Below are 19,773 nucleotides of genomic sequence, written 5' to 3' on the forward strand. Positions count from 1 at the left end.
GAATTATTTTAAGGTTTAAATATGCCAAGTTATACAGCTCCAGTAAAAGACATGATGTTTCTCTTTGAAAAATTAAGAGACAATAAAAATTATAATGAACTTGAAAAATATAATGAAGTTAGTTCAGATCTAGTGAAAGATATTTTAGAGGAGGCAGCCAAGATAAATCAAAATTTAATTTTACCTCTTGCAAAATCAGGAGATGAAAATCCAGCAGTTTTAGAAAATGGTGTTGTCAGAACACCACCAGGCTACAAAGAAGCGTATCAAAAGTATATTGAGGATGGTTGGACTTCATTGTCTTGTGATCCAAAATATGGAGGTCAAGGAATGCCAAAAACAGTAAGTGCATTTTTTGATGAAATGCTATCTTCAGCAAGCTTATCATTTAAATTATATAGTGAACTAAGTATTGGTGCTTATAATTGTATCAATCATCATGCTTCTGATGAAATTAAAAATAAATATTTACCAAAGATTGTAGAAGGTAAGTGGAGTGGTACAATGTGTTTAACAGAACCAGTCTGTGGTACCGACCTTGGCTTGTTAAAAACTAAAGCAATTAAACAATCAGATAATACTTATAAAATCAGTGGTCAAAAAATATTCATAACTTCAGGAGACCATGATTTAACTGAAAATATTATTCACTTAGTTTTGGCAAGATCACCAGACTCTCCATCTGGTACTAAGGGAATTAGTTTATTTTTAGTTCCAAAATATATTGTGAACCAGGATGGTAGTATTGGTCCAAGAAATGGAATTTCAACTGGATCGATTGAGAGTAAGATGGGTATTAAAGGTTCAGCAACTTGTGTTTTAAATTTTGATGATGCAACTGGTTACATGATTGGTAACAAAGATAAAGGTCTTAGTGCAATGTTCACAATGATGAATTTAGAGCGAATAGTTGTAGGCATTCAAGGTTTAGGTATATCTGAAATTGCTTATCAAAATTCACTTTCTTACGCAAAAGAAAGAAAGCAAGGAAAAACAAATAACTCAAAATCTAATAATGGTGCAGATTTTATAATTGATCATGCAGACATTAGAAGAACTTTACTTAATATGAAATCAATAATTGAGGGTGAAAGAGCATTATGTTTTTGGCTTTCTCAACAAACAGAAGTAAGTCTTTATCATCCAGATGAAAAAATTAAACAAGCTGCTTTAGATTACGTTTCATTAATGACGCCTGTGGTTAAATCACTTTTTACAGATTTAGCTATGGAAATTACTAGCGATGCAATGCAGATACATGGAGGATACGGATATACTAAAGACCAAGGTATTGAGCAATTATATCGAGATAATCGTATTACTCCAATTTATGAAGGAACAAATTCCGTACAGGCTGCAGATTTAGTATTTAGAAAATTATCTAACAAAAAAGGCGATGTTATAAATAAGTTTTTAGAAATGATTAAATCTGAATGTGAGAGCAAAAATGAAAAAGTAAAAACATTTTCTAAAGAATTAAACCATTATTTAGATATTTTATCCAAATTCACAGATTGGATAAATGATAAAAATAAAATTGAAAAGGATGATGTTAGTGCTGCAGCAAATGATTATTTAAAAAGCTTAGGTTATGTTTCAATTGCTTATGCTTGGATTAAAATATTAGAGGTTAGTTTTAATGATTTTGATACGAACAAAGAATTTTATAGTGATAAAATAAATACAGCTAAATTTTATTTTGATAAGGTATTACCTCGGGCTGAGTATCATTACAAATCAGCAATCTCAGGTAGCTCAAATATAATGAATTTTAAATTTAATTAATGAGTTATTACGATATAAATTTAGATAAAAATAAAGCAAATCACGTCCCACTCACTCCTTTAACTTTTTTAAAAAGAGCAAAAGAAATCTACCCAAATTATGATGCTATAATATATGAAGAAAGAAATTATACCTGGGCTGAAGTTTATAAAAGAGTTGTAAAATTTGCTAGCGCGTTGACAAAAATAGGCATTAAAAAAGGTGACACAGTTTCATTCTTAGCTTTCAATACACCAGAGATTTTTGAAGCACACTACTCAGTACCTATGACTGGTGCAGTTCTTAATACTATAAATATAAGATTAGATGCCAAAACAATTTCCTATATTTTAGATCATAGCGAAGCAAAAGTCTTAGTTGTGGATAGACAACTTCATGGAGAAGTAAAAAAAGCATTAAAAAATCTTAATAAAAAAATAACTATTATTGATATAAATGATAAATATGCTGACCAATCAAAATTGGAAAAAATTGGTGATTTAGAATATGAAAGTTTTTTAAATACAGGTGATGAAAATTACCAATGGCAAATGCCCGAAGATGAGTGGCAAGCTATATCACTAAGTTATACATCAGGTACTACAGGAAATCCCAAAGGTGTTGTCTATCATCATAGGGGAGCATATTTAATGTCTACAGGAAGTTCAGTTGCTTGGAATATGCCAAATAGATTAAATTTTTTAACAGTTGTTCCAATGTTCCATTGCAATGGCTGGTGTTATCCATGGACTGTGCCGATGCTAAACGGAAGAACAATATGTTTAAGAAATATAGATATTAAAAAAATCTTTGAACTTATTGATAAATATGAAATCACTCATTTTGGTGGTGCTCCAATAGTATTGAATATGATTACTGGAGCCCCAGAAAGTGATAAGAAAAAATTAAAACAAAAAGTTTATGTTTTAACTGCTGGTGCTCCTCCACCAAGTATAATTTTTAAAAAAATGAGAGCTCTCGGATTTGAAGTAATGCATGTATATGGTTTAACAGAAACTTATGGGCATGTAACTCAGTGTGCCTGGAATGATGAGTGGAATAATTTTGATGAAGAAAAACAAAACGAGATTAAAGCAAGACAAGGTGTAAAGTATCCTAATACGGAAGGTGTCGTTGTTTTAGACCCTGAGACAATGAAAGAAGTTCCTAGAGACGGAAAGACAATCGGTGAAATCATGATTAGAGGAAATGTCGTAATGAAGGGATATTTCAAAGATAAAGAGGCTACTGAAAAAGCCATGAAAGATGGTTGGTTTCACAGTGGTGATTTAGCTGTAATGCATTCTGATGGTTATATTAAAATACAAGATAGATCAAAAGATATAATTATTTCTGGAGGAGAAAATATTTCTTCAATTGAAATTGAAAATACTTTATCCAAACACCCATCCGTTTCGATTGCTGCGGTTGTTGCAAAACCAGACGAAAAATGGGGTGAAGTGCCATGTGCATTTATTGAAGCAGTTAAAGACAAACCAGTTAGTGAAAAAGAACTAATTGATTTTTGTAAAGAAACTTTAGCAGGCTTTAAAGTTCCAAAAAAGGTTGTTTTTTGTGAGTTACCAAAAACCTCAACAGGTAAAATACAAAAATTTGAACTGAGAAAACAAGTTTAGGTAACTTTTGATTTTTCAAATAGAAAATAAAAATATTAATGTATCAGATGCTGGACAGGGAATAGATTTAAATAAAGAAACAATTGTATTTCTTCATGGAAGTGGTCTTTCACATATAGTTTGGTCATTAACTGAACAATTTTTTTCTAACAAAAATTTTAATGTATTATCTATTGATTTACCTGGGCATGGTAATTCAGATGGACCCTGCTTAGATAGTATTGAAAAAATTGCTGATTGGTTAGAGCAAGTATTTGTAAAATTAAATTTAAAACAACTATTTATTGTTGGGCACTCTCAAGGATGTCTGGAGATACTCGAATATGCATCTAAATATAAAAATAGATTAAAAAAAATAGTTTTCGTTGGTGGTTCAAATAGAATGCCAGTTCATCCAGATCTAATCGATTTAGCAAAAAATGGAGATAGTGATGCTGTTAAATTGATGATGAAGTGGGGTTATGAAGGTTCAAAAAAATTTATAGGAGGTAATCCAGTGGAAAAAATAATACAGTCACCAAGAGATATTAGAGAAATATTAGCAGTCGATTTAATTGCATGTAATAATTATACCAACGGCTCTAATGCTGCTAGGTTAATAGACTGTCCCTCTTTGTTGATATTTGGATCATTAGACAAAATGGTAAATCTAGAGTCAGGTAAAAAGTTTTCTAATTTAATTAAAAAATCAACAACACATATAATTGAGGGTTGTGGTCATATGATTATGATTGAAAAAGCATTCGAAATGAGAGACAAGGTTTTAGAATTTTTAAAATAATGAAAAGTTTTTCAATTGCAAAATCAAGAAGGCTGAGAGGTACTCCTTATACCTCTAGAATAGAAAAACAAGGGGTTACGGCTTATACAATATACAATCATATGTTGCTTCCAGCTGCCTTTGGTTCAATTGAGGACTCATACTATCACTTAAAACAGTATGTTCAAATTTGGGATGTAGCTGCAGAAAGACAGGTAGAAATTTCTGGTAAAGACTCAGCAAAATTAGTTCAGTTGATGACTTGTAGAGATTTATCTAAATCGAAAGATGGAAGATGTTATTATTGTCCAATAATTGATGATAACGCAGGTCTGATAAATGATCCAGTTGTACTTAGATTAAATGAAAATAAATGGTGGGTATCTCTTGCTGACTCAGATGTAATATTATTTGCAAAAGGATTAGCTATTGGAAATAAATTTGACGTAAAGATTTTTGAACCTGATGTTGATATAATGGCCGTACAAGGTCCAAAATCATTTGAATTAATGGAAAAAGTTTTTGGAGATAAGATAGTTAATTTAAAATTCTTTGGTTTTGATTATTTTGAATTTGGTGGTGATAAACATTTAATAGCAAGATCTGGTTGGTCTAAACAGGGTGGTTATGAAATTTATGTAGAACATAATGTTTCTGGATTAAAATTATATGATCATCTTTTTGAAATTGGAAAAGAATTTAATATCAAACCAGGTTGTCCGAATTTAATAGAACGTATTGAAAGTGGATTATTATCGTATGGAAATGATATCGATAATGGAGATAATCCATATGAATGTGGATTTGATAAATATATTAACATAGACAGCGAAGTTAATTTTTTAGGTAAAGAGAAATTAAAAAAAATTAAATCTGAAGGAATTAAAAAAAAATTAATGGGAGTAATGTTTGATATAGATAAAATAAGTATTACAGGATCATTAGAATTAAGTGATCAAAACAATAATATAATTGGAGAATTGAGATCAGCTTGCTATTCACCACATTTTAAAAAAGTTATTGGTATTGCTATGATGAAAAAACCACACTGGAACGTCGATCAGGATATAAAAGCCAAGATAAATGGTGAAATTTGTGTGGGTAAAGTTTGCGATTTACCTTTTATTTAGTATAAAACTCTAAATATGAACATAGCTATAGTAGGTGCAACAGGTAATGTAGGTAGAAAAACTCTTGAAGTTTTTGAAAAAAAGAATTTCAGATTTGATAATTTATATTTAGTTGCATCAGAAAAAAGTGCAGGAAAAAAAATCTTATTTAGAGATAAAGAATATGAAATTGAGAATTTGGAAAACTATGATTTTTCTAAAGCTGATATTACTTTTTTTGCAGCTGGAGGAAAAATTGCAGAAAAATATGCAGAAAATGCAGCCAAACACACAGTGGTAATTGATAATTCAAGTTTTTTTAGGATGGATCCAGATGTACCTCTCATTGTTCCACAAGTAAACTCTTCTGATATAAAAAAAATGAATAAAAATATTATTGCAAACCCAAACTGCTCGACAGCACAACTTGTCATTGCTCTTAAACCCCTTCATGATTTATATAAAATTAAAAGAGTTGTAGTTTCAACTTATCAATCTGTTTCAGGTGGTGGAAAAAGTCCAATGGATGAATTAATTGAGCAAACTAAAAAATATTTAGATGGAAAAAAAATAGAGTCCAAAAACTTTACCAAACAAATTGCTTTTAATGTTATTCCACATATCGATGTTTTCTCTGATGATGGATATACAAAAGAAGAATTAAAAATGACAAATGAAACAAAAAAAATATTAGATGAAACAATTGAACTTACAGCAACATGTGTTCGAATTCCTGTGCTAGTATCACACTCTGAGTCTGTTAATATAGAGTTTGAGAAATCTTTTAATTTAGATGATGTTAGAGAATCTTTAAGTAATGCAGAAGGCTGTCAGGTTATTGATAAAAGAGAAAATGGAGGTTATAGCACTCCTTTTGAGGCAGCTGGAAATGATGAGACTTACATATCTAGAATTAGAGAGGATAAAACTAAAAAAAATTCTCTTAATTTATGGATTGTTTCAGATAATTTATTAAGAGGTGCTGCACTTAATTCTGTTGAAATCGCAGAAACAATAATTAAATCAAAATAATAAAATGGAAAATAGACCTTTATCACCACATATACAAATTTATAAATGGCATATTTCTTCTTTAGTATCCATTTCACATAGAATTACAGGGATAATTAATTTTTTTGCAATAACTTTAATTTGTATTTGGTTTGCTTTTATGCTTTTAGGAGAGAGTGAATATCAAACAATAAAAATTTTTTTAGAATCTTTTTTAGGGAAATTTATACTAATTGGAATAACTTGGTCTTTTAGTTTTCAAATGTTAAGTGAGATTAGACATTTAATTATGGATTTAGGTTATGGCTTTGAGTTACAAACAACTAAAATCACAGGTTTGCTTGTTATTTTCGGTTCAATTTTTTTAACTATATTAGTTTATATTTTTGGAAGAGGAGTCATTTAATGCTACCGGTTACAAAAAAATGGTTGTTTTTAAAATTTAGCTCTTTAATTTTGTTACCTCTAATGCTTTGGTTTATTTTAAGTTTAGTAAATATTTATGATAAAAGTTATCAAGAAATAGTTGGTTTTTTGACATCTCAACCATCTAAATTTTTAATGGGACTGTTTCTGGTATTTATTTATTTTTTTTCAGCATTAAGTATTAGTGAGGTTTTTGAGGACTATATAAAAGACACGAAAATCAAAAATGCCGCAAACAAAATCTTAAATTTTTTTGCTATAACAATTCCAATTTTAACAATAATTGTTATTTTTAACTTAAATACATGAAAGCCTATAATATCATAGATCATGAGTACGATGTTGTTGTACTTGGAGCAGGTGGCTCAGGATTAAGAGCAGCTGTGGGATTAAGTGAAGCTGGTTTAAAAACAGCGTGTATCTCAAAAGTATTTCCCACAAGAAGTCATACGTCTGCTGCACAGGGTGGAATATCAGCAGCCCTAGGAAATATGGGGGAAGATGATTGGAGATGGCATATGTATGACACTGTAAAAGGTGCAGACTGGTTAGGAGATCAAGATAGTATTGAATATTTATGTAAAGAAGCGCCCAAAGCAGTCTTGGAATTGGAAAAGTATGGTGTTCCTTTTAGTCGAACAGAAGAGGGGAAAATTTATCAAAGACCATTTGGTGGTATGACCAAAAATTATGGAAATGGAATTGTTCAAAGAACTTGTGCAGCTGCAGATAGAACAGGGCATGCAATATTACATACTTTATATGGACAAGCTTTAAAACATAACACAGAATTTTTTATTGAATATTTTGCTTTAGATTTATTAATGAAAGATGGAGAGTGCAAAGGATTAATAGCATGGAATCTTAATGATGGTACAATTCATAGATTTAGAGCGCATACTGTAATTATTGCAACTGGAGGATATGGTAAGGTATACTACTCTGCTACATCAGCTCATACTTGTACAGGTGATGGTAATGCCATGGTCTTGAGAGCAGGACTACCTTTGCAAGATATGGAATTTGTACAATTTCATCCAACAGGTATTTATGGACATGGAACACTTATATCAGAAGGTGTAAGAGGTGAAGGTGGCTATTTAGTAAATTCAAAAGGTGAGAGATTTATGGAAAGGTACGCGCCAAATGCAAAAGATTTAGCGTCAAGAGATGTTGTCAGTCGATCAATGTCTATAGAAATTAATGAAGGAAGAGGTGTAGGTAACGATCAAGATCATGTTCATTTACATTTAAGTCATTTAGACAAAAGTGTAATTGAAAATCGATTACCAGGTATCACTGAAGCTGCAAGATTGTTTGCAAATGTTGATGTTACCAAAGATCCTATACCTGTAGTTCCTACAGTTCACTATAACATGGGAGGTATTCCAACAAATTATAAAGCAGAAGTGCTAACAATGAATGGTTCTGAAAAAACAGTTCCTGGTTTAATGGCTATAGGTGAAGCAGCATGTGTTTCTGTTCATGGAGCAAACAGACTTGGTTCTAATTCATTAATTGATTTAGTAGTATTTGGAAGAGCAGCTGCAAAAAGAGCAGCTGAACTAGTAAAACCCGGAACACCACATGAAGAAATACCAGAAACTGAAACTCAAAAGTGTTTGGATAGATTTGATAAACTTAGAAATGCTCAAGGGGATAATAGTACTGCAGAGTTAAGACTCTCGATGCAGAAAACAATGCAATCTAAATGTGCAGTATTTAGAACAGAAAAAAATCTTAAACAAGGGGTTGATGAGATAGGCAAAACTTACGATGGAATGGACTCCATTTCTGTAAAGGATAAATCTTTAGTATTTAACACTGATTTAGTAGAAACCTTAGAATTTGATAATTTAATTAGACAAGCGGTAGCAACTGTAGACTCAGCATATCACAGAAAAGAAAGTAGAGGAGCTCACGCAAGAGAAGATTACCCAAAAAGAGATGATGAAAAATTTATGCAACATACACTTGCATGGTGTGATGGTAAAAATACAAAGATTAGTTATAGACCTGTCCATCAATCAACTTTAACTAATGAAGTGCAATATTTTCCACCTCAAGAACGGGTATATTAATGGTTCAATTGAGTTTACCTAAGAATTCTGAAATTAAAAAAGGTAAATACTTTAAGGACAAAACAGGATCAAAAAATTTAAGAAAAGTAAATATTTATAGATGGGATCCATCCACAGATGAAGGTCCTAGGATAGACACTTATGAAGTTGACATGGATAATTGTCCTTCAAAGGTCTTAGATATTTTAAATAAAATTAAAAATGAAATCGACTCAACTATAACATACAGAAGATCTTGTGCTCATGGTGTATGTGGTTCGTGTGCAATGAATATGGGTGGTAAAAATGGCCTTGCTTGCACCACTCCACATGCTGAAATTGAGGGAGATATTGATATTTATCCATTACCTCATTTAAAAGTTAAAAAAGATTTAATTGGTGATTTGGATGGATTGTACAAACAGTATCAATCAATTGAACCATGGTTAAAAAATAATTCAACAAAAGAAACTACAGAAATTTATCAATCCAAAGAAGACAGAGCAAAACTAGATGGTGCTTATGAATGTATTATGTGTGCTTGTTGCTCTACTTCTTGCCCAAGTTATTGGTGGAATGGTGACAAATATTTAGGTCCAGCAGTTTTGTTACAAGCATATAGATGGATTATTGATAGTAGAGATGAGGAGCGAAAAGCAAGATTAAAAAAAGTTGCTGATGAATTAAAATTATACAGATGTCATACTATTTTAAATTGTACAAATGCATGTCCTAAAGGCTTGAATCCAGCAAAAGCTATAGCTGAAATAAAAAAAATGTTAGCAACGGCTAATGTTTAAATAGACTATTTGATATTTTTGATCTAAAACACCGTATTCATGAAATTAATAGAACACTTCGTAAACGGTAAAATAATTCCGGGATCTTCAGATAAAAAGGGAAAAGTTTTCAATCCAGCAACTGGTGAACAAGAGTCTGAGGTAAGACTTGCTTCAAGATCTGATTTAGACAGTGCTGTTGAGGTAGCAAAAAAAGCATTTGAAACTTGGTCTTTAAAACCTGCTCTACAAAGAGCTAGAATAATATTTAAATTTAAAGAATTAATTGAAAAAAACTCTGATGAATTAACCAAGTTAATAGTTTCAGAGCATGGAAAGGTTTATGAAGATGCAAGAGGTTCTTTAACTAGAGGACTTGAAGTAGTGGAATTTGCTTGCGGAATTCCACATTTATTAAAAGGTGAGTTTTCCGAAAATGTTGGCACTAATGTTGATAGTTGGTCAATGAGACAACCTTTAGGAGTTGTTGCAGGTATCACACCTTTTAACTTTCCAGCAATGGTTCCAATGTGGATGTTTCCAATAGCAATAGCATGTGGAAATACTTTTATTCTTAAACCATCAGAAAAAGACCCATCTTGTGGTCTAAGATTGGCTGAACTTCTATCTAAGGCTGGTCTTCCAGATGGAGTGTTTAATGTAATAAATGGTGACAAAGAAGCTGTAGATGCAATTTTAGAAAATAAAGATATTAAAGCTGTTAGTTTTGTTGGATCTACTCCTATTGCAAAATATATTTATGAAAATTCAGCTAAAAATGAAAAGAGAGTTCAAGCTTTAGGTGGAGCAAAAAATCATTTAGTTGTTATGCCAGATTGTGATTTGGATGGTGCTGTAAATGGATTAATGGGCGCTGCTTATGGTTCAGCTGGTGAAAGATGTATGGCTCAATCAGTTGCTGTTGCAGTTGGAGATATTGGAGATGAGCTTGTATCAAGATTATCAAAAAAAGCTGAGGCGTTAAAAGTGGGTCCTGGAATGGATAAAACTTCAGAAATGGGACCTTTAGTTACAAAAGAACATTTAGAAAAAGTTACAAATTATGTTGATTTAGGTGTTAAGGAGGGTGCAAAGCTAGTGGTTGATGGTAGAGGTTTAAAACTTCAAGGTTATGAAAATGGTTTCTATATTGGTGGATGTTTATTTGATCATGTAAATAAGGATATGAGAATTTATAAAGAAGAAATATTCGGTCCAGTTTTATCAGTTATTCGAGTGAAAACTTTTGAGGAAGCTGCAAAATTAATTAACGACCATGAGTACGGAAATGGAGTTAGTATTTATACAAGAGACGGTGATGCAGGCAGAACTTTTGCAAGCAAAATTCAAGTAGGTATGGTTGGTATTAACGTGCCGATCCCAGTTCCAATGGCATTTCATAGTTTTGGTGGTTGGAAAAGATCTTTGTTTGGAGATAGTGGAATGCATGGTATGGAAGGAATAAAATTTTACACTAAACTTAAAACAGTAACATCTAGATGGCCTTCAGGTGTCCGATCAAATGCGGAATTTGTTATGCCAACAATGAAATAAAGGAAATAGATGACAAAAATATCTTTAATTGGTGCAGGCCAAATAGGTGGAACTCTTGCACATTTGATAGGAACAAAAGAATTAGTAAATGAAGTGGTTTTATTTGATGTAGCTAGTGGTATTGCAAAAGGTAAAGCATTAGATATTGCACAATCTTCATCTGTAGATGGTTTCAATGTTAGGTTTTCAGGAACTGATAACTATGAAAGCATAAAAGATTCAGATGTAATTATAATTACAGCTGGCGTTCCAAGAAAGCCTGGCATGAGTCGAGATGATCTCCTTGGAATAAATTTAAAAATCATTAAACAAGTTGCTGAAGGTGTAAAAAAAAATGCTCCTAATGCTTTTGTGATCTGTATCACCAATCCTTTAGATGTTATGGTTATGGCATTTCAAAAATTTTCAGGTTTGCCATCAAATAAAGTAGTTGGTATGGCAGGTATTTTAGATAGTTCGAGATTTAAATTATTTTTATCATTAGAACTAAATGTGCCTGTAAGAGAAATTGAGGCAATGGTTATGGGTGGTCATGGTGACACCATGGTCCCTATGCCAAGATTTACAAAAATTTCAGGTAAACCTTTGTTAGATCTTGTAAAGGATGGAAAGATTTCATCAGAAAGGGTTGAGGAAATTAATCAAAGAACAAGAGATGGCGGTGCTGAAATAGTTAAATATTTAGAAAAAGGATCAGCCTTTTATGCACCAGCAGCTTCAGGTGTTCAAATGGCAGAAGCATATTTGAATGATCAGAAAAAATTATTACCCTGCGCTGTACAATTAAATGGAGAATATGGTGTGAAAAATGTTTATGCAGGTGTTCCTGTTGTCATTGGAAAAAATGGTGTAGAAAAAATTGAAGAGATTGATTTAGATGAAAAAGAAAAAAAAGAATTTATGCATTCAATAGATGCTGTAAAAGCTTTATGGGAAGCTGCATCTAAAATAGATCCTGATTTATCTAAATAATAATGAATATTCACGAGCATCAAGCCAAACAAATATTGAAAAAATATGGAGCTGTAGTTCCTGAAGGAGTATTTGCGCTTAATGTTGATGAACTTATTCAAAAAGCAAAAGCACTTAAAACTGAGAAATATGTTCTTAAAGCACAAATTCATGCGGGTGGTAGAGGAAAGGCTGGTGGTGTTAAAATTTTAAACTCTATTGAGGAACTAACGGTAGCAGCTAAAGAATTACTTGGAAAAAAACTAGTTACTCATCAAACTGGCCCTGAAGGTAGAGAGGTAAAAAGATTATACGTAGAAGAATCATCAAATATAGATAAAGAATTTTACTTATCGTGCCTGGTTGATAGGGCAAGTTCTAAAATTGCATTTATATCAAGTGATCAAGGTGGAATGGATATTGAAGAGGTTGCTAGCAGTTCACCTGAAAAAATTATAACTACAAAAGTTGATATGGGTGATGAAATTTCTGACTCAGATTGTGAGAAGATAGTTAAAATTTTTAATTTAAATGAAGAAGCAAAAAAACAAGCAATAACATTAATTAAATCAATATATAAAATGTTTGTCAGCACAGATGCAAACATGGTTGAAGTAAATCCATTGATTTTGACAAAAGAGGAAAAAATTGTTTGTTTAGATGCAAAAGTTAATTTTGACTCAAATGCATTATTTAGACATCCAGAAATTGTTGAACTAAGAGATTTAAATGAGGAAGATTCTACAGAGATAGAAGCTAGCAAGCATGATCTTGCATATATCAAGCTAGATGGAAGTATTGGCTGTATGGTGAATGGGGCAGGATTGGCGATGGCAACAATGGATATAATTAAATTGTATGGTAAAGAGCCAGCAAATTTTTTAGATGTAGGCGGTGGTGCATCCAAAGAAAAAGTATCTGCTGCATTAAAGATAATTCTCTCAGATAAAAATGTTAAAGGTATTTTAATTAATATTTTTGGAGGAATAATGAGATGTGATGTTCTTGCCCAAGGAGTAGTTGATGCAGCTAAAGAAATTAATATTAGTGTACCTTTGGTTGTAAGATTAGCAGGCACAAATTTTAAAGAAGGAAAAAAAATTCTTGATAATTCTGGATTAAAATTAATTTCTGCAGAAAATTTAGATGATGCTGCCAAGAAAATTGTTGAGGCGATAAAATAAAATGTCGGTTTTGGTAAATAAAAATACTAAAGTAATTTGTCAGGGATTTACTGGCTCACATGGAACATTTCATTCAGAGCAGGCCATAAAATATGGAACCAATCTTGTTGGTGGAGTTACCCCAAAGAAAGGCGGACAAAAACATTTAGACAGACCAGTTTTTAATAGCGTTTTAGAGGCAAAAAATGAAGTAGGAGCAGATGCAACTATGATTTATGTACCTGCTAAATTTGCAGCAGCAGCAATCATTGAAGCTATTGATGCATCAGTTGAACTTATTGTTTGTATAACAGAGGGTATTCCAATTCAGGATATGCTTAAGGTCAGACAAAAATTAAGTGGATCTAGAAGCAGATTAATTGGACCTAATTGTCCAGGAATAATAACACCAGATGAATGTAAAATTGGGATTATGCCGGGAAGTATTCATAAAAGAGGAAGTGTTGGAATTGTATCAAGGTCAGGAACATTGACATATGAAGCAGTAGCCCAAACAACTGAAAATGGACTTGGTCAATCAACTTGTATTGGTATTGGTGGTGATCCTATTAATGGTACAAATTTTATTGATTGTTTAGATTTATTTTTAAATGACTCTGAAACAGAATCTATTTTAATGATTGGTGAAATTGGTGGAACAGCTGAAGAAGAAGCGGCTGACTTTGTAAAAAATCATAAGATTAAAAAACCAATAGTTGGATTTATTGCTGGAATTACCGCTCCTCCAGGAAGGAGAATGGGGCATGCTGGTGCCATTATATCAGGTGGCAAGGGTGGAGCTGAAGATAAAATTAAAAAAATGGAAGAATGTGGTATTACAGTTGCCAAATCACCATCAATTATTGGAAAAACTTTATTTGATAAACTGTCTAATTGAAAAAAAATATTAGAGGGATATATTAAATAAAAAGATGTCTTCATCAAAAAATCTTGATTTCGAAAAAACTTCATTTTTAAACAAATCTAATAGTGCATTTATAGAAGAAATGTATTTAAAGTTTGTAAATAAAGATGCTGATCTTCCAGAAAGTTGGGCAAATTATTTTGAGGGAATTGGTGAAGAATTAAATGTTATAGCAAAAGAAATTAATGGTCCATCATGGGGACCTACTAAAAAAAAGATTGATATTGATGAATTACAAAAAAAAATAGAAGCACAAGATAAAAATGATTTTGATAATGTCAAATTAGACACTTCAGAAAAATTTAATTTTCAATTACTTGCCGACTCAAATAAAGATTCTATTAGTGCTGTAGCATTAATTAGAGCATATAGACTAAGAGGACATTTATTAGCAGATCTTGATCCTTTAGAAATGAGAGAGTCAGAATATCTAGATGAGCTTCATCCAGATTTTTATGGTTTTAAAAAAGAAAATTACGATAAGAAAATTTTTCTAAACGGGGTAATCAATCGTAAATATGCAAATATAAAAGAAATACTTAAGTTTATGAAGAAAACCTACTGTGGAAAAATAGGTTATGAGTTCATGCATATTTCAAACCCAGATGAAAGAAAGTGGTTTAGGGACAGGATAGAGCAAGATAAAAATGCACTTCAATTTACAAAAAATGGTAAAGAGGCAATTTTAAATAAATTGGTACAAGCAGAAGGATTTGAAAAATTTTTAGCTACAAAGTATGTGGGAACAAAAAGATTTGGTTTAGATGGTGGTGAAAGTTTAATACCTGCTCTTGAACAAATAATAAAAATTGGTGGTCAAAATAATATAAAAGAAGTTAAAATAGGTATGTCTCATAGAGGAAGGCTTAACGTTTTAGCAAACGTTTTACAAAAATCTTACAAAAAAATTTTTAATGAGTTTGCTGGTGAGTTTAGTACTGATTCTGAAGATAGTGCTGGAGATGTAAAATATCATCTTGGAGCGTCGTCTGATAGAGAATTTGATGGAAATTCAGTACATGTAAGTTTAACAGATAATCCCTCTCATTTAGAAGCTGTTAACCCAGTTGTTTTAGGTCAAACAAGAGCCAAACAATTTTTTCATAAAGACCGTGAAAGAAATAAAGTTATACCTATTCTTATTCATGGGGATGCAGCCTTTGCTGGCCAAGGAGTTGTAGCAGAATGTTTTGCAATGTCTGGACTACCAGGACATAACACTGGAGGAACAATTCATATTATTGTTAATAACCAAATAGGATTTACTACTAGTCCAAGATTTGCGAGGTCTTCACCTTATCCATCTGATGTTGCAAAAATGGTAGAGGCTCCAATTCTTCATGTTAATGGTGATGATCCAGAAGCAGTTGTTTATGCAACTAGAATAGCAACAGAATTTCGATTAAAATTTAATAGAGACGTTGTAGTAGATTTAATTTGTTATAGAAGATTTGGACATAATGAGGGAGATGAACCTTCATTTACTCAACCTTTAATGTATAAAAAAATTAGATCTCATCCCAGTGTTTACAAAATTTATGGAAATAAATTAGTAAACGAAAAATCTATAACTGAAGAATTATTAAATCAAAATGTTAAATCATTTAAAAATTTACTTGATGAACAATACAAAAGTGCAAAAGATTATAAACCTAAAATTGAATGGTTTGAGGGAACATGGTCAAGATATAAACCTGAAAGAGGTAAAGATAAGAGGGGTATAACAGGTTTTGATGAAAATAAATTAAAAATAATCTCAGGTAAAATAAATAGCATTTCTGAGGAAAAAAATATTCACAAGACTATCTCTAAAATATTTAATGCCAGAAAAGAAAGTGTCGAAAAAGGTGCTGGGATCGATTGGTCTTCAGCTGAAGCTTTAGCTTTTGGATCTTTGCTAGAAGAGGGATATCCAGTTAGGCTTGTAGGTCAAGACTCTGGAAGAGGAACATTCAGTCAACGACATTCTGTTTTAAGAAATCAAATAGATAATTCTAGGTATATTCCTCTTAATAATATTTCTAAAAATCAAAAGCAATTTGAAGTAGTAGATAGTTTTTTATCTGAACTTGCAGTTTTAGGTTTTGAATATGGTTATAGTTTAGTAGAGCCAAACACACTTACTCTTTGGGAAGCACAATTCGGTGACTTTGCTAATGGAGCTCAAGTAGTAATTGATCAATTTATTGCATCTGGTGAGAGAAAATGGAATAGAGCATCTGGTATAGTAATGTTGTTACCTCACGGATATGAAGGTCAAGGACCAGAACATTCATCAGCAAGGCTAGAAAGATTTTTACAATTATGTTCAAACGATAATATGCAAGTAATGAACTGTACATCTCCAGCAAATTATTTTCATGCTTTAAGAAGACAAATGCATAGGAGTTTTAGAAAGCCACTAATTATAATGACACCAAAATCATTATTAAGAAATAAATATTGTGTTTCAAATTTAGAAGATTTTAATAAAAAAAATACTTTCCATAGAGTACTGTGGGATCATGCTATCGATCCTAAGTCTAAAGGATTTGTTAAACTTAAAGAAAGTTCTAAAATTAGAAAAGTAATTCTTTGTTCTGGAAAAGTATATTTCGATTTATTAGACGCCAGAGAAAACCTCAAAAGAGATGATGTAGTGATGTATAGAATTGAACAGTTGTATCCTTTTCCAGCAAAAGCTTTGGTTAAGGAGTTAAAACCATATGCTGAAAATGCCGAATTCTTTTGGTGTCAAGAAGAACCAAAAAATATGGGTGCTTGGTTTTCAGTTAGAGATTATATCCAATGGACATTAGACACTTTAAAGGCTAATAATAATAAAATTTCTTATATAGGAAGAAGCCCAGACGCAACTCCTGCAACAGGATATGCCAAAAGGCATAATTCTCAACAACAAGAAATAATTAACAAGGTATTTGATTAATTTTAATGAGTGAAAAAATAGTAGTCCCTGTTCTTGGCGAAAGTATAACAGAAGCGACTGTTGCAAAATGGTTAAAAAACGCTGGTGATACAGTCGAAGCAGATGAGCCAATTGTAGAACTTGAGACAGACAAAGTAAACTTAGAAGTGCCATCTCCAATTTCCGGTGTATTAACAGAGATAAATTCACAAGATGGATCAGTTGTTGAAGTAGGAGCTTTATTAGGTTCTGTGTCAGCTCAAGGTGGAGCAGTTAAATCTGCACCGAAAACCCAAAAAGAAATCAAGCAAGATGAAACAGTTCCTGTAGAGAGCAATGTAATAAAACTAGATACAAATAAAAAAGAACCAAAAGTATTTGAAGAACAAGATATGGAAGAACCCAAAGAGAAACCATTGGTTTTAACTGAGGAAGTTAAAAAAGATGTTGCTCCTAAAAGAAATGTTAATCCAACCTTGTCTCCAGCAGTGAGAAAAATAGTAACTGAAAATAATATCGATATTAATTCAATTCAAGGTTCAGGAAAAGATGGGAGAGTTTTAAAAGGAGATTTAATAAGTTTGATGGGTGCAAATCCAAAACCATCTGAAAGAAAAATTCAATATGGTGAAGAAGAACGAATTAAGATGACTAGATTGAGACAGACTATTGCAAAAAGATTAAAACAAGCCCAAGAGAATGCTGCTCTTTTAACAACATTTAACGAAGTTGATATGAGCAGTGTGATGGAAATGAGGAAAGAAAATCAAGAGGATTTCCAGTCTCGTTATGGAATAAAATTAGGATTTATGTCTTTCTTTGTAAAAGCATGTGTGGTTGCTTTAAAAAATTTCCCTGCGGTGAATGCTGAAATAGAAGGAGATGAGATAGTCTATAAAAACTATTACAATATTAGCTTTGCTGTTGGAACAGATAAGGGTTTGGTTGTTCCAGTTTTGAGAAATGCAGATGAATTATCCTTTGCTGATATTGAAAAAAATATTAAAGAAATTTCAGAAAAAGCACGAGATGGAAAGCTAACGATTGAAGATCTACAGGGAGGAACATTTACAATAAGTAATGGAGGCGTGTATGGGTCTATGCTTTCAACTCCAATATTAAATTTACCTCAATCTGGAGTGTTGGGCATGCATAATATAGTGGAAAGACCTGTTGTTGTAGACGGTGAAATCAAAATAAGACCAATTATGTATTTAGCGTTATCATATGATCACAGAATTATTGATGGAAAAGAATCTGTATCTTTCCTTAAAATGATTAAAGAAAACTTAGAAGACCCTAGAAGGTTGTTTTTAGATATTTAAATGTCAGAAAAATTTCAAGCTGTAGTTATTGGAGGTGGACCGGGTGGTTATGTGTGCGCAATCAGACTTGCTCAATTAGGATTAAAAACTGCATGTATAGAGTCTAGAGGGTCTTTGGGAGGTACTTGTTTAAATGTTGGTTGCATCCCATCAAAAAGCCTACTTAATCTGTCTGAAGAATTTCATAAAGTAAAAAGTTTAGCAAACAAAGGTATTGAAGTTGGTGAAGTAAAATTAAATTTAGACAAAATGATGAAAAGCAAAGATAAAGCTGTAACCGTTCTTACAAAAGGTGTTGAGTTTCTTTTGAAAAAAAACAAAGTTACTTATTTTAAAGGACATGGAAGTTTTAAATCTAAAAATGAAATTTTAATAAAGGATGATAAAAATAAAGAAACCATCATCCATACAGAAAAAACAGTTATTGCAACAGGATCAGTTCCAGTTTCATTACCAGGAATAGAAATAGATGAGAAAACAATTGTCTCATCAACAGGTGCTTTAAAGTTAGAAAAGGTACCTAAGAAAATGGTTGTAGTAGGAGGAGGCTATATAGGATTGGAGATGGGATCTGTATGGTCAAGACTTGGAGCAGAGGTGCAAGTTGTTGAATTTTTAGATCATATTACACCTGGAATGGATAAAGAAATCTCATCAGAATTTATGAAAATATTAAAAAAACAGGGAATGAAATTTAATATGCAAAATAAAGTTGAAACAATTAAAAAAAATGCAGCTGGTGCAGTGGTTTCAACAGTAGATAAAGACGGTAATAAAAATAATTTTGAGTGTGATGTTGTTTTGATTTCTGTTGGTAGAAAACCTAATACAGATGGTTTGAACCTAGAGTCTGTAGGAGTAGATCTTGATGAAAGAAATAGAATTAAAACTGATAAAATTTTTAAGACTAACGTTGAAAATATTTATGCAATAGGCGATGTAATTGTTGGTCCAATGCTTGCACATAAAGCAGAGGATGAAGGTATAGCAGTTGCAGAAAACATAGTTGGTCAATCTGGACATGTAAATTATGATACAATCCCAGGAGTAGTTTATACAACACCAGAAGTAGCATCAATCGGTAAAACTGAGGAACAATTAAAAGAATTAAATAAAAAATATAAAGTAGGGAAATTTTCGTTTATGGCTAATTCAAGAGCTAAGGCCATAGATGATGCGGAAGGTTTTGTTAAGATTTTAGCTGATGAGCAAACAGATAAAGTATTAGGCGCACATATAATCGGACCACATGCAGGAGAATTAATTGCAGAGATTGGTGTTGCAATGGAATTTGGTGCAAGTGCAGAAGATATCGCCCGAACTTGTCATGCTCATCCAACATTTTCTGAAGCAGTTAAAGAAGCTGCTTTATCAGTAGATAAAAGAGCAATACACTCTTAATTT

General features: G+C 31.9%; 16 protein-coding genes. All 16 read left to right on the forward strand.

All coding sequences use genetic code 11. The annotated features are described in order from the left end of the window. Positions 1 to 21: 21 nt before the first annotated feature. From ACTT9X_RS00430 to lpdA, 16 genes are read left to right on the forward strand one after another with little or no spacing between them, the layout of a single operon-like run. On the forward strand, positions 22 to 1,785 hold the full coding sequence (locus ACTT9X_RS00430) for an acyl-CoA dehydrogenase family protein (RefSeq protein ID WP_440933733.1): 1,764 nt from the start codon (positions 22 to 24) through the stop codon (positions 1,783 to 1,785). Further along, positions 1,785 to 3,401, forward strand: coding sequence for a long-chain-fatty-acid--CoA ligase (locus ACTT9X_RS00435; RefSeq protein WP_440933734.1), 1,617 nt, complete (start codon positions 1,785 to 1,787; stop codon positions 3,399 to 3,401). Before ACTT9X_RS00430 ends, ACTT9X_RS00435 begins: the two co-directional genes overlap by 1 nt. Before the next feature lie 7 nt (positions 3,402 to 3,408). Further along, a complete protein-coding gene (locus tag ACTT9X_RS00440) occupies positions 3,409 to 4,182 on the forward strand; it encodes an alpha/beta fold hydrolase (protein ID WP_440933735.1) in 774 nt (257 codons plus the stop codon). Continuing rightward, positions 4,182 to 5,291 carry a dimethylsulfoniopropionate demethylase gene (locus ACTT9X_RS00445; protein WP_440933736.1) on the forward strand — a complete coding sequence of 370 codons (1,110 nt, stop codon included), beginning with the start codon at positions 4,182 to 4,184 and terminating at the stop codon, positions 5,289 to 5,291. Before ACTT9X_RS00440 ends, ACTT9X_RS00445 begins: the two co-directional genes overlap by 1 nt. Before the next feature lie 15 nt (positions 5,292 to 5,306). Continuing rightward, positions 5,307 to 6,302 (forward strand): aspartate-semialdehyde dehydrogenase, encoded by a 996-nt coding sequence (locus tag ACTT9X_RS00450; RefSeq protein WP_440933737.1) that lies wholly within the window; start codon positions 5,307 to 5,309, stop codon positions 6,300 to 6,302. A 4-nt stretch (positions 6,303 to 6,306) separates the two neighbouring features. Then, complete coding sequence (gene sdhC, locus ACTT9X_RS00455; RefSeq protein WP_440933738.1) at positions 6,307 to 6,687, forward strand: succinate dehydrogenase, cytochrome b556 subunit; 381 nt, start codon at positions 6,307 to 6,309, stop codon at positions 6,685 to 6,687. Further along, on the forward strand, positions 6,687 to 7,016 hold the full coding sequence (gene sdhD, locus ACTT9X_RS00460) for a succinate dehydrogenase, hydrophobic membrane anchor protein (RefSeq protein WP_440933739.1): 330 nt from the start codon (positions 6,687 to 6,689) through the stop codon (positions 7,014 to 7,016). The genes sdhC and sdhD overlap by 1 nt, the downstream gene beginning before the upstream one ends. Next, positions 7,013 to 8,788, forward strand: coding sequence for a succinate dehydrogenase flavoprotein subunit (gene sdhA / locus ACTT9X_RS00465; protein WP_440933740.1), 1,776 nt, complete (start codon positions 7,013 to 7,015; stop codon positions 8,786 to 8,788). The genes sdhD and sdhA overlap by 4 nt, the downstream gene beginning before the upstream one ends. Further along, positions 8,788 to 9,567 (forward strand): succinate dehydrogenase iron-sulfur subunit, encoded by a 780-nt coding sequence (locus tag ACTT9X_RS00470; RefSeq protein WP_440933741.1) that lies wholly within the window; start codon positions 8,788 to 8,790, stop codon positions 9,565 to 9,567. Before sdhA ends, ACTT9X_RS00470 begins: the two co-directional genes overlap by 1 nt. Before the next feature lie 39 nt (positions 9,568 to 9,606). Continuing rightward, positions 9,607 to 11,100: a CoA-acylating methylmalonate-semialdehyde dehydrogenase gene (locus tag ACTT9X_RS00475; RefSeq protein ID WP_440933742.1), complete on the forward strand. Its 1,494-nt coding sequence runs from the start codon at positions 9,607 to 9,609 to the stop codon at positions 11,098 to 11,100. Between the two features lie 9 nt (positions 11,101 to 11,109). After that, the gene (gene mdh, locus ACTT9X_RS00480; RefSeq protein ID WP_440933743.1) at positions 11,110 to 12,072 is read left to right on the forward strand and encodes a malate dehydrogenase; all 963 of its coding nucleotides are present in this window, start codon (positions 11,110 to 11,112) and stop codon (positions 12,070 to 12,072) included. Positions 12,073 to 12,074: 2 nt separating this feature from the next. Next, complete coding sequence (sucC, locus tag ACTT9X_RS00485) at positions 12,075 to 13,235, forward strand: ADP-forming succinate--CoA ligase subunit beta (RefSeq protein WP_440933744.1); 1,161 nt, start codon at positions 12,075 to 12,077, stop codon at positions 13,233 to 13,235. 1 nt (position 13,236) lies between these two features. Then, on the forward strand, positions 13,237 to 14,112 hold the full coding sequence (gene sucD / locus ACTT9X_RS00490; protein WP_440933745.1) for a succinate--CoA ligase subunit alpha: 876 nt from the start codon (positions 13,237 to 13,239) through the stop codon (positions 14,110 to 14,112). A 34-nt stretch (positions 14,113 to 14,146) separates the two neighbouring features. After that, positions 14,147 to 17,065, forward strand: a complete 2,919-nt coding sequence (locus tag ACTT9X_RS00495) for a 2-oxoglutarate dehydrogenase E1 component (RefSeq protein WP_440933746.1) — start codon at positions 14,147 to 14,149, stop codon at positions 17,063 to 17,065. Between the two features lie 5 nt (positions 17,066 to 17,070). Then, the gene (gene odhB, locus ACTT9X_RS00500; protein WP_440933747.1) at positions 17,071 to 18,369 is read left to right on the forward strand and encodes a 2-oxoglutarate dehydrogenase complex dihydrolipoyllysine-residue succinyltransferase; all 1,299 of its coding nucleotides are present in this window, start codon (positions 17,071 to 17,073) and stop codon (positions 18,367 to 18,369) included. Then, on the forward strand, positions 18,370 to 19,770 hold the full coding sequence (gene lpdA, locus ACTT9X_RS00505) for a dihydrolipoyl dehydrogenase (protein ID WP_440933748.1): 1,401 nt from the start codon (positions 18,370 to 18,372) through the stop codon (positions 19,768 to 19,770). It abuts the gene before it with no gap. The last annotated feature ends 3 nt before the right edge of the window (positions 19,771 to 19,773 follow it).

Origin of the sequence: Candidatus Pelagibacter sp. (assembly GCF_052049855.1) — a bacterium.
Classification (GTDB): Bacteria; Pseudomonadota; Alphaproteobacteria; order Pelagibacterales; family Pelagibacteraceae; genus Pelagibacter.

What these genes read in the sequence shown, in the direction of transcription:
- ACTT9X_RS00430 (WP_440933733.1), top strand. Translation starts at nt 22, where the DNA reads ATGCCAAGTTATACAGCTCCAGTAAAAGACATGATGTTTCTCTTTGAA.
- ACTT9X_RS00435 (WP_440933734.1), top strand. Translation starts at nt 1,785, where the DNA reads ATGAGTTATTACGATATAAATTTAGATAAAAATAAAGCAAATCACGTC.
- ACTT9X_RS00445 (WP_440933736.1), top strand. Translation starts at nt 4,182, where the DNA reads ATGAAAAGTTTTTCAATTGCAAAATCAAGAAGGCTGAGAGGTACTCCT.
- ACTT9X_RS00450 (WP_440933737.1), top strand. Translation starts at nt 5,307, where the DNA reads ATGAACATAGCTATAGTAGGTGCAACAGGTAATGTAGGTAGAAAAACT.
- sdhC (WP_440933738.1), top strand. Translation starts at nt 6,307, where the DNA reads ATGGAAAATAGACCTTTATCACCACATATACAAATTTATAAATGGCAT.
- sdhD (WP_440933739.1), top strand. Translation starts at nt 6,687, where the DNA reads ATGCTACCGGTTACAAAAAAATGGTTGTTTTTAAAATTTAGCTCTTTA.
- sdhA (WP_440933740.1), top strand. Translation starts at nt 7,013, where the DNA reads ATGAAAGCCTATAATATCATAGATCATGAGTACGATGTTGTTGTACTT.
- ACTT9X_RS00470 (WP_440933741.1), top strand. Translation starts at nt 8,788, where the DNA reads ATGGTTCAATTGAGTTTACCTAAGAATTCTGAAATTAAAAAAGGTAAA.
- ACTT9X_RS00475 (WP_440933742.1), top strand. Translation starts at nt 9,607, where the DNA reads ATGAAATTAATAGAACACTTCGTAAACGGTAAAATAATTCCGGGATCT.
- mdh (WP_440933743.1), top strand. Translation starts at nt 11,110, where the DNA reads ATGACAAAAATATCTTTAATTGGTGCAGGCCAAATAGGTGGAACTCTT.
- sucC (WP_440933744.1), top strand. Translation starts at nt 12,075, where the DNA reads ATGAATATTCACGAGCATCAAGCCAAACAAATATTGAAAAAATATGGA.
- sucD (WP_440933745.1), top strand. Translation starts at nt 13,237, where the DNA reads ATGTCGGTTTTGGTAAATAAAAATACTAAAGTAATTTGTCAGGGATTT.
- ACTT9X_RS00495 (WP_440933746.1), top strand. Translation starts at nt 14,147, where the DNA reads ATGTCTTCATCAAAAAATCTTGATTTCGAAAAAACTTCATTTTTAAAC.
- odhB (WP_440933747.1), top strand. Translation starts at nt 17,071, where the DNA reads ATGAGTGAAAAAATAGTAGTCCCTGTTCTTGGCGAAAGTATAACAGAA.
- lpdA (WP_440933748.1), top strand. Translation starts at nt 18,370, where the DNA reads ATGTCAGAAAAATTTCAAGCTGTAGTTATTGGAGGTGGACCGGGTGGT.